Source organism: Eudoraea sp. (genome assembly GCF_049665975.1).
In the GTDB taxonomy this organism is placed as follows: Bacteria; Bacteroidota; Bacteroidia; order Flavobacteriales; family Flavobacteriaceae; genus Eudoraea.
On record NZ_JBATGR010000498.1, the window covers coordinates 1 to 10,634 of the forward strand.

The 10,634-nt window shown below is 38.3% G+C and carries 6 protein-coding genes; 3 read left to right on the forward strand and 3 right to left on the reverse strand.

Features of this window, described 5'->3' with window-relative positions:
• Positions 1 to 242: 242 nt before the first annotated feature.
• Positions 243 to 1,496: an MFS transporter gene (locus WBN20_RS15890; protein WP_424282389.1), complete on the forward strand. Its 1,254-nt coding sequence runs from the start codon at positions 243 to 245 to the stop codon at positions 1,494 to 1,496.
• 1 nt (position 1,497) lies between these two features.
• Entirely contained in the window at positions 1,498 to 2,373 is an 876-nt protein-coding gene (locus WBN20_RS15895) for an ROK family protein (RefSeq protein WP_424282390.1), read from the forward strand.
• A gap of 59 nt (positions 2,374 to 2,432) precedes the next feature.
• Here WBN20_RS15895 and WBN20_RS15900 read toward each other — a convergent pair whose 3' ends face one another.
• From WBN20_RS15900 to WBN20_RS15910, 3 genes are all read right to left on the reverse strand, one after another.
• Positions 2,433 to 3,899, reverse strand: a complete 1,467-nt coding sequence (locus tag WBN20_RS15900; protein WP_424282391.1) for a glutamate synthase subunit beta — start codon at positions 3,897 to 3,899, stop codon at positions 2,433 to 2,435.
• 7 nt (positions 3,900 to 3,906) lie between these two features.
• Complete coding sequence (gene gltB, locus WBN20_RS15905; RefSeq protein WP_424282394.1) at positions 3,907 to 8,409, reverse strand: glutamate synthase large subunit; 4,503 nt, start codon at positions 8,407 to 8,409, stop codon at positions 3,907 to 3,909.
• Positions 8,410 to 8,739: 330 nt separating this feature from the next.
• Entirely contained in the window at positions 8,740 to 9,882 is a 1,143-nt protein-coding gene (locus WBN20_RS15910; protein ID WP_424282392.1) for an acyl-CoA dehydrogenase family protein, read from the reverse strand.
• 298 nt (positions 9,883 to 10,180) lie between these two features.
• On the opposite strand from WBN20_RS15910, the gene WBN20_RS15915 reads away from it, so the two are divergent.
• The coding region (locus WBN20_RS15915) for a Glu/Leu/Phe/Val dehydrogenase dimerization domain-containing protein (protein WP_424282393.1) at positions 10,181 to 10,634 on the forward strand (454 nt) is incomplete at its 3' end.

A 10,634-nucleotide genomic window follows, 5' to 3' on the forward strand; every position in this document is an offset into this window, starting at 1 on the left:
TCTGTACTGCGCTTGAATGCACAGGCAGTCATTGAATAGGCCGCCGCCTTCTTTAAAAGCACTTATCATTCATTTGATAGGTGCTTTTTTTTTGACCTATAATTATTTTACCGGAAACTTTACCTAAATAATTAAGGATCATTTTAGGGGATTAACTTCCTGATACCTAATTATTACATGGGCTATTGAACAATTTTTCCTAATTTCAACGATGTGCTTTTGTAGCTAACCAACTTTTTATTATGAAAAAAAACTACCGGATAGTAGCTCTTATTCTAGTGACATTTTTTGTCATTTCATTTTTAACCAACATATTAGGCGCTCTAAACCCCAGTGTGTCATTAAGTTTTGGCTTAAGCGAGACAATGGCCGGTTTTTTGCCTTTTACTTTCTTTATTGCTTACGGTGTAATGTCTATTCCTTCGGGCTTTATGCTGGAAAAATATGGTGAAAAACGATTGATGATCTTTGCCTTTTTTCTGGCGTTATCTGGTTCAGTTCTCTTTGCTTGCATTCCAACATTCGGTGTGTTTTTGGTAACGCTCTTCACTATAGGAACAGCAATGGCCATTTTGCAGGTAGTAATTAACCCCTTATTGAGAGTGGCAGGCGGAGAAGAACATTATGCCTTTACTTCTGTACTGGCCCAGTTGATCTTTGGGGCGGCCTCATTTGTAAGTCCACAGGTGTATTCATGGTTGGTTACAAGTTTAGCAGATACAGATAAATCAAATAATTGGTTTATAGACGTGTTGTCCAAAATTGTTCCTATTGATATGTCCTGGGTTTCCATGTATTGGCTATTCGCTTTAGCAAGTTTAATCATGATATTTATTATAGTTTCAATTGCCTTTCCTAAAGTAGATTTAATAGATGAAGAGAAAGTAGGATCAAGAGAAACTTATATAGGATTATTTAAAAGCAAAATAGTCATACTATATTTTCTGGGAATATTCGCTTATGTAGGCGTTGAACAGGGTATTTCCTACTGGATGTCTAAGTTCCTGCAGATATACCATGGTTTTGATTATGAAACTACAGGAGCAGTTGCTGTTGGAAATTTTTGGGGATTTATGACCATAGGGGGAATCATAGGATTGGTTTTGCTAAAAATTATGGATAGCAAGTTAGTTCTAAGGTTGTTTAGCAGCCTGGCAATTATTAGTTTGGGAGTTGCCTTGTTTGGAAATGCCAATAACTCCTTGTATGCATTTCAAATCTGTGGTGTTTTTTTATCGGTCATGTATCCAATTATTCTATCACTGGCATTAAATTCTGTTAGCAAACACCATGGTTCTTTTGCAGGGATATTAATGACCGGAATTATGGGTGGAGCCGTAATGCAATTGCTAATTGGTTTTATAAGTGATCTTACGTCATTGAGAGTTGGGATGTTGCTAAATTTTGTTGCCCTGTTATTCGTTTTTAGCATTAGTATCTGGGCGAAGCCTATCATAAAAAATAAAACGATAAGCTTAAGAAAAAGTAAGAATTGAAATGGCTAAATCTAAACCGTTAAAACTAATTGGAGTTGATCTGGGTGGCACCAAGGTCAACGTAGGATTGGTAGAAGAAAATATAATACTCAGTAATAAATCACTAAAAATACCTCAGGATACAAATAGTGAATGGGATGTTATCAATGTTATTATTGACTTAATAAAAGAACAACTTGGTGAACACAAAGTCGAAGGAATAGGTATAGGGGTCCCAAGTATAGTGGATAGTAAAAAAGGTATTATTCATGAGGTCCAAAATATTCCTTCCTGGACGGAGGTTCCTTTGGCAGATATTTTAATAAAAGAGTTTGGAATACCTGTCTTTATAGATAATGACGCCAATTGTTTTGCCTATGGAGAGTTTAAATTTGGTTTAGGAAAGGGTTACAATCATTTGGTTGGCATTACCCTGGGTACCGGAATGGGATCTGGGATTATAACAAACGGACATCTGATGGGTGATGCTAATTGCGGGTCGGGGGAATTTGGTATGATTCCTTACAAGGATGGTATCATCGAGGATTATTGCAGCGGCAAATTTTTCAAAAATTTTTATAATTCAAATGGAGAGAAATTAATGATTCTTGCCAGGAAAGGAGACAGTAAGGCTCTTGAAGCCTTTGAACAATTTGGGGAACATTTGGGAAATGCCATTAAAACTATATTATATGCCGTAGATCCACAGCTAATTATTGTTGGGGGTTCGGTAGTTAATTCAGCAGAATTTTTTGAGACCAGTTTAGCAAGGTCTATCAATGATTTTGCCTATAAAAAAGTGCTTGAGAAGTTTAAGGTTTTATACTCCAAAACTTCCAATATTGCCCTATTGGGATCTGCTTCACTTTACTATGACCGTGTTGGAAATCACAGCTAATAAATTTTTATTCCTCGCCATAAGAATTAAAGTATAATTTAGTAAAACTTCAATTATTATTAAATTCTAGGTAAATCACCTTCTCCTTTAATAGGTAAGTAAGAACTTCCCATTAAATAGGTATCTACATGATAGGCAGCTTGTCGTCCTTCAGAGATAGCCCAAACAATTAAAGATTGCCCCCTGCGCTGGTCTCCGGCAACAAAAACTCCCGGAATATTGGTCTTATAATCTTTTATTGATGCTTTTATATTAGTTCTCGGATCAGCCTCCAGTCCTAGTTGCTCGGCAATAGTCATTTCAGAACCGGTAAAGCCCATAGCCAGTAGTGCCAATTCACATGGCCATTCCTTTTCAGTCCCTTTAATTTCTTTTAATAAAGGACGCTGCCCGGGTACTTTCTCCCACTCCACATTTACAGTAATCAAACCTTTTAAATTTCCATTTTTATCCCCGGTAAACTCTTTGGTAGAAATACTAAAAAATCGTTCTGCTCCTTCCTTATGCGATGAGCTCGTGCGCAATCTCATGGGCCAGAAGGGCCATGGCTGGTCTTCGGGTCTTTCTGTAGTAGCTTTGCCCAATATTTCAAAATTGGATACGGAAGCCGCTCCCTGTCTGAATGAGGTTCCTATGCAATCAGAACCTGTGTCGCCTCCACCAATAACAATAACATTTTTATCTGTAGCTTTAATTTCTTCGCCGGGGTACTTTAATCCATCTACTCTTCGGTTATTTTGCCCTAAAAAATCCATCGCCTGTACAACTCCTTTTAAATCTGCGCCTTTAATAGGTAAATTTCTTCGAACAGTGGCTCCACCACACAATACAACAGCGTCATAATCTTTGTGTAGTTCTTCGGCCTTAATATCAATTCCAATATGAACACCGCATTGAAATTCAATACCTTCTTCTTTTAAAACTTCGAGCCTTCTGTCTATAACATGCTTCTCCATTTTAAAATCAGGGATCCCATACCTTAACAGCCCACCAGGTTTTTCATCACGTTCAAATACGGTAACAGAATGACCCGCTCTATTGAGCTGCTGAGCTGCCGCCAAACCAGCAGGTCCCGAACCTACAACGGCTACTTTTTTATCCGTTCTAAATTCTGGCGGATTAGCTACAACCCATCCTTTTTGAAATGCGGTTTCAACAATATTCTTTTCAATATTTTCAATAGACACCGGATCTTCATTGATTCCAAGTACACAAGCTTCTTCACAGGGAGCCGGGCACAATCTTCCGGTAAACTCAGGAAAATTATTGGTCGCATGTAAAATTTCAGCGGCCTTTTCCCATTTACCTCTATATACAGCATCATTAAAATCCGGAATTAAATTCCCCAGGGGACAACCGCTATGGCAAAACGGAATGCCACAATCCATACATCTGGCACCCTGATTTTTGAGTTCTTTTTCCTTCATAGGAAGCGTAAACTCTTTATAATTCTGAATGCGTTCCTCTACCGAAGCATATTTCTCTACTTTCCTATCGAATTCCAAAAACCCTGTTATCTTTCCCATCTATCGATTATATTGTTTCTAATTTTTCTCTTTCCAGTCTTATCAGAGCCTGCTTGTATTCTTCAGGGAATATTTTAATAAACTTAGGAAGGCAATCTTCCCAATTCTCAAGTATTCTCTGAGCAAGCGGACTTAAAGTTGCGTTGTAATGATTTTCAATTAATTCCCTAAGTTCCTTTATATCATTGTCTTCTTCAACTGCCAACAGGTTTAATGCCTCCTTATTACACCTTTTCTCAAATGTCTTTTTCTCATCAAAAATATAGGCGATACCTCCGCTCATTCCTGCACCAAAATTTCTCCCAACTTCCCCGAGTATTACGGCTACGCCACCTGTCATATATTCGCATCCATGATCTCCAATACCTTCTACGACTGCATGTGCCCCGGAATTCCTTACGCAAAAACGTTCACCGGCTTTACCGTTTATATAAGCTTCACCTGAAGTGGCGCCATAAAGCGTTACATTTCCGGTTATGATATTATTTTCCGGTTGTAAAGTTGATTTATCCGGAACTTTTATGATCAACTTCGCGCCTGATAGTCCTTTCCCTAAATAGTCATTTGTGTTTCCATTGACCACCATAGTAAGGCCTTTGGTAGCAAAAGCCCCAAAACTTTGCCCTGCAGAACCTGTAAAATTGAGTTTTAAAGTATTTTCCGGGAGTCCCTCAGCACCATATATTTTGGATATTTCATTACTTATAATTGCACCTACTGCTCTGTCTGTATTGTGAATCGGAAAATCTAAAGATATTTTTTCCTTTCTAAACAAGGCGGGATGTGCTTTCTCTATAATCTCGAACTCTATAGAATCATCAATATGATGTTGTTGCTTTTGGGTATTGTAAAGTTTCGTATTCTTTGGAACATCTATCTGATGAAGTATAGGTGTCAGGTCTATTCCTGCAGACTTATAATGATCAATTGCCGCATTTCTATCTAGTTTTTGCACCTGGCCTACCATTTCCTTAACGGTTCGAAAACCTAATTGAGCCATTATTTCTCTTAATTCCTCTGCTACAAAATACATATAGTTGACTACATGTTCCGGCTTGCCTTTGAATTTCTTTCTCAATTCAGGATTTTGGGTTGCAATTCCCACCGGGCAGGTATTCAAATGGCAAACTCGCATCATAATACATCCGGAAGCAACCAGAGGTGCGGTTGCAAACCCAAATTCCTCTGCTCCTAAAAGACACGCAATTGCCACATCTCTTCCGGTTTTTAATTGTCCATCACATTCGAGAACTATTCTGTTTCTCAGGTCATTCAGCACCAAAGTCTGCTGAGCTTCAGCAATTCCTAACTCCCATGGAAGGCCTGCATGTTTTAGTGATGTCAATGGTGATGCGCCGGTTCCACCGTCGAATCCTGATATTAGAATTACATCGGCCTTGGCTTTTGACACCCCGGCAGCAACTGTACCCACACCAACTTCGGAGACAAGTTTCACATTAATCCTGGCCTTTCGATTTGCAGATTTAAGGTCATAAATTAATTGCGATAAATCCTCAATGGAATATATATCATGATGCGGTGGTGGTGAAATTAGTCCTACATAGGGGGTCGAATTTCGTGTTTTAGCGATTGCCGGGTTTACCTTTGGACCAGGAAGTTGACCTCCTTCTCCCGGTTTTGCACCCTGAGCCATTTTAATCTGTATCTCCTGTGCATTTGTAAGATAATCCGAAGTAACCCCAAACCTTCCCGAAGCCACTTGTTTAATTGCACTGTTGCGCCAATCTCCAGTCTGGTTTTTATAGAATCTATCAGCATCTTCTCCGCCTTCCCCTGAATTGCTTTTACCGCCAATCCTGTTCATGGCAATAGCCAGATTTTCATGCGCCTCTTTACTAATAGAACCATAAGACATGGCACCCGTCTTAAATCTTTTAACTATTTCAGTCCAGGGTTCTACCTCTTCAATAGGAATTGGGTCATAATTTGAAAATTCGAATAAACCGCGAATGGTCATTAGATTTTTGGATTGTTCATTTACCATTTTGGCAAATTCTTTATAGGTGTCCGGCTCGTTATTCCGAACAGACTTCTGAAGTTTGGCAATAGATAAAGGATTGAACATATGCTTTTCCCCATCGCGCCTCCAACGGTATTCACCTCCAATTTCAAGATCTAAGTTGGCAGCAATATGCTGATCCTGATAGGCCCTTTTATGTCTTTTGGATACCTCTTTTTCTATTTCATACAATCCAATACCCTGAATACGCGTTGGTGTATTTGGAAAATATTTGTCTACAACCTTGGTGTTAATCCCAATACATTCAAAGAGTTGGGAACCCCGGTATGAATTTAGAGTAGATATCCCAATTTTATTCATAACTTTTAATATACCCTTTCCAATGGCCTTATTGTAGTTTTTAATGGCCTCATCAAAAGAATATTCCGTAATATCATGTTCTTCAATTTGTTCTGCAATTATCTCATTTACGAGATAGGGATTAATTGCACTTGCTCCAAACCCGAACAACAGTGCAAAATGATGGACTTCCCTTGGTTCCGCAGATTCTATAATGATGCTTAATTTGGAACGTTTGCCCAATCGCTGAAGTCCGCTATTTACGAAAGAACAGGCAAGTAATGCAGGAATAGGTGCATTATCTTTGTTGGAGTCTCTATCAGATAAAATAATAATGTTTGCCCCCTTATCTATGGCTTTCTCCGCTTCTCTTAAATTGTTTTCAAGAGCTTCCTCCAAACCATTATGTCCTCTGGAAATAGTGTAGAGAATAGGAATGGAAACGACTTTATAGTCAGGGCTGGCATCGTAGTTTTTAATCTTATCAAGATCTTCTTTGGAAATAACAGGATTTTGGATTTTCAGCTTTCGACAACTCAATTCAGTAATGTCAAAAATATTATAATCACTTCCCAATGTAAGCGAAATATCTGTTATTAATTCTTCGCGAATACCATCTAATGGAGGATTAGTCACCTGTGCGAAAAGCTGTTTAAAATAATTATACAAAAGCTGAGGCCTCTCAGATAATACTGCGATAGGTGTATCTGATCCCATTGAGCCTATGGGTTCTTTTGCATGTTGCCCCATTGGAAGAATAATTGTATTAATGTCCTCCAGAGTATAGCCAAATACTGCTTTCCTTTTCTCCAGAGAAGCTTCATTTAGAAAAAGTGGGCAGTCATTATATGGAATGTTTTTCAGGTGAACCAAATTGCTGTCCAGCCATTTTTTATAAGAATACTTCTTTGCTATTTTTTCTTTAATCTCTTCATCGTTTACTATTCTTCCGGCTTCCATATCAACCAGAAACATTTTTCCCGGTTCAAGTCGGCCGTGATATTCAATATTCTCCGGCGCTAACTCTACCACACCTGTTTCGGAAGACATAATTACATAACCGTCTTTTGTAACCGAGTACCTTGAAGGTCTAAGTCCATTTCTGTCTAAAACAGCACCAATGTAACTACCATCTGTGAAGGGAATAGATGCAGGACCATCCCAGGGTTCCATCACACAGGAATTGTATTCATAAAAAGCTCGCTTCGCTTCAGACATTTCTTCGTTCTTTTCCCAGGCTTCGGGAACCAGCATCATCATTACTTCAGGAAGAGACCGCCCTGTCATTAGTAACAATTCTACTACCATATCCATAGTGGCTGAGTCAGATTTCCCAGGTAAGATTATGGGGAGAATATTTTTTATTTCTTCTCCAAATAGCTTGCTTTTTAATAAGCCTTCCCTGGAGCGCATTCGCATAACATTGCCTCTTAGGGTGTTAATCTCCCCATTATGACACATGTACCTGAAGGGTTGGGCCAGATCCCAGGTAGGGAATGTATTGGTGGAAAAACGTTGATGAACCAGGGCTAACCTTGTAACCACCCTCGTATCCATTAAATCTTTAAAGTAGAGCTTTATATCATTAGGCATTAATAGCCCTTTGAAGATAATTATTTTTGTTGAAAGGCTGGGAACATAGAAAAACTTACTTTCCGATAATTTTGAATTTATAAGGGTATGCTCTGTTACCTTACGAGCGATATACAGTTTCAGGTTAAAATCAAAATCCTTTTGTTCCTTATTTTCTTTACCAACAAAGATTTGCATAACAAAAGGCTCTGTTTCACCCGCGATTCTTCCGGGAATAGCCTTGTTAACAGGAACATTACGCCATCCTAATAATTGTAATCCCTGCTTTTTTATGTTTTCTTCGAAGACGGAGATGCAATAGCCTCTTTGATTTTCTTTTTTTGGAAAGAAAACATTACCCACAGCATAATCACCTGCTTTAGGAATTGTGAAATCACATTCATCAAGAAAGAACTGATGTGGAATATCAATCAGGATACCCGCACCATCTCCTGTCTTACCATCGGCACTTACAGCTCCCCTGTGTTCCAATTTATCCAGAATTTCGAGGGCCTTGTGAATGATATCATTCGACTTTTTTCCTTTTAGGCTGCAAATAAATCCAGCACCACAGTTATCATGTTCAAATTCAGGTAGATACAAGCCTTGTCTTTTCATCATCTTTATTGCAGTATTTATTCAAAAATATCATTATTAATGAAATATATACATCTTTTAATAAGATAGTGTGCAAAATATTCAACGTTTACAATAAAACGTTAAAAAATATTCAATTTGGAATTTTTATGCCTTATAAATTGAGATTATAATAAAAGTGGAGGTAAGTATATCTTGAGATTACTGAGTTAAGGGGTGATTCGCCTCAGTTGAGCATCAATTCTATGCCTAACCCTGTCTTTAGGAATAAAATATGAGTATAGTTTTTTAAAATTAAAAGGGTACCCCTAAAAATATTGGGGCATATGATTATATGCCAAATTTAAGAGTCTAGTTTTTAAGTATATTTCTGGAGATTACTATTTTTTGTATCTCAGATGTGCCCTCATATATTTGGGTGATTTTAGCATCTCTCATCATTCGTTCAACGTGGTATTCTTTAACGAAACCATTGCCACCAAATATTTGCACAGCCTCCACAGTAGTTTCCATGGCAACTTGTGAGGCATAAAGCTTGGCCATTGCCCCCGAAATGTCGTAATTATTACCCTGATCTTTGTCCCAGGCAGCTTTGTAAACAAGATATCTGGCGGCTTCAATTTGGGTATGCATGTCTGCAAGTTTAAAGGCAATAGCCTGGTGGTTAGCTATTTCTGTTCCAAATGCTCTGCGTTCTTTTGAATAATTTTTGGCAAGTTCATAAGCGCCGGCGGCTATTCCTAAAGCCTGTGCTGCAATACCAATTCTACCACCCGCAAGGGTTTTCATGGCAAATTTAAAACCAAAACCATCTTCGCCAATTCTATTTTCCTTGGGGATTTTTACATCGTTGAATATCAACGAATGCGTATCACTCCCTCGTATCCCTAATTTATTTTCTTTAGGCCCTATTTCAAATCCGGGCATACCTTTTTCAACTATGAGGGCATTTATTCCTTTGTATCCTTTTTTAATATGGGTTTGAGCAATAACCAGGTAAACTGATGCGGAATTTCCATTAGTGATCCAATTTTTTGTCCCGTTCAAAACATAATGGTCGCCTTTGTCAATCGCTGTGGTTTTTTGAGAAGTGGCATCACTACCCGCCTCCGGTTCTGACAGGCAGAAAGCACCTATAATTTCGCCTGATGCTAACTTTTTCAGGTATTTTTCTTTTTGCTCCTCAGAGCCAAAAGATTCTAAACCATAGCATACCAATGAATTATTTACGGATACTACAACAGAAGAAGATGCATCTATTTTTGAAAGTTCCTCCATGGTTAAAACATAGGATAATGTATCTAGACCACTACCACCATATTCCGGATCTACCATCATCCCCATAAAACCAAGTTCTCCCATTTTTTTCACTTGTTCGGATGGGAATTGCTGTTTTTCATCACGTTCAATTACACGGGGTAATAATTCGGCATGGGCAAAATCTTTGGCCGCCTGCTTAATCATTTCTTGTTCTTCGGTTAGTGTAAAATTCATTGCTATAAGTTTGATAAAGACAATGCAAAGATACAAGACTGATGGAGAATATGGTTGACTACATTGGCTTATTTAAAAAAGTGAAAGCCTTAGCATTTGAGTTAACTTTTACGACCAAGTATGATCTAAAAAGCTTTTAAAGTAGCACAATATTTTTATATTTGTCTGTGGTGCACCTATTACATGAAATATCAAATAAATTATGAGACAACACTAGCTTCATTTGGCTTACATTTAGTTAAAGCACCAATTTTAGTACACATTTTTAAATCTTGTCACATAATTAATTGATAAACAAATGAAAAAGCTATTAAAAATATACGAAAACAAACCGCCGGAGATAGTCTTTAACTGGAAAGATCCGGAAACCGAGGCTGAAGGATGGACTGTTATAAATTCTTTAAGAGGTGGAGCAGCCGGAGGCGGAACCAGAATGCGCGAGGGCTTGGATAAGAACGAAGTACTCTCCCTGGCAAAGACAATGGAAGTTAAGTTTACAGTATCCGGTCCGCCAATTGGAGGAGCGAAGTCGGGTATTAATTTCAACCCACATGATCCAAGAAAAAAAGGTGTACTGGAAAGGTGGTATTCGGCGGTTTCACCATTGCTAAAGAGTTACTATGGCACAGGTGGAGATTTAAATGTAGATGAAATTCATGAGGTAATTCCAATAACTGAGGATGCAGGAGTTTGGCACCCCCAGGAAGGGGTATTTAATGGTCATTTCAAGCCTACAGAAGCCGACAAAATAA

Coding starts and splice junctions, on each gene's coding strand:
- WBN20_RS15910 (WP_424282392.1), bottom strand. CDS start 9,882: ATGAATTTTACACTAACCGAAGAACAAGAAATGATTAAGCAGGCGGCC.
- gltB (WP_424282394.1), bottom strand. CDS start 8,409: ATGAAAAGACAAGGCTTGTATCTACCTGAATTTGAACATGATAACTGT.
- WBN20_RS15895 (WP_424282390.1), top strand. CDS start 1,498: ATGGCTAAATCTAAACCGTTAAAACTAATTGGAGTTGATCTGGGTGGC.
- WBN20_RS15890 (WP_424282389.1), top strand. CDS start 243: ATGAAAAAAAACTACCGGATAGTAGCTCTTATTCTAGTGACATTTTTT.
- WBN20_RS15900 (WP_424282391.1), bottom strand. CDS start 3,899: ATGGGAAAGATAACAGGGTTTTTGGAATTCGATAGGAAAGTAGAGAAA.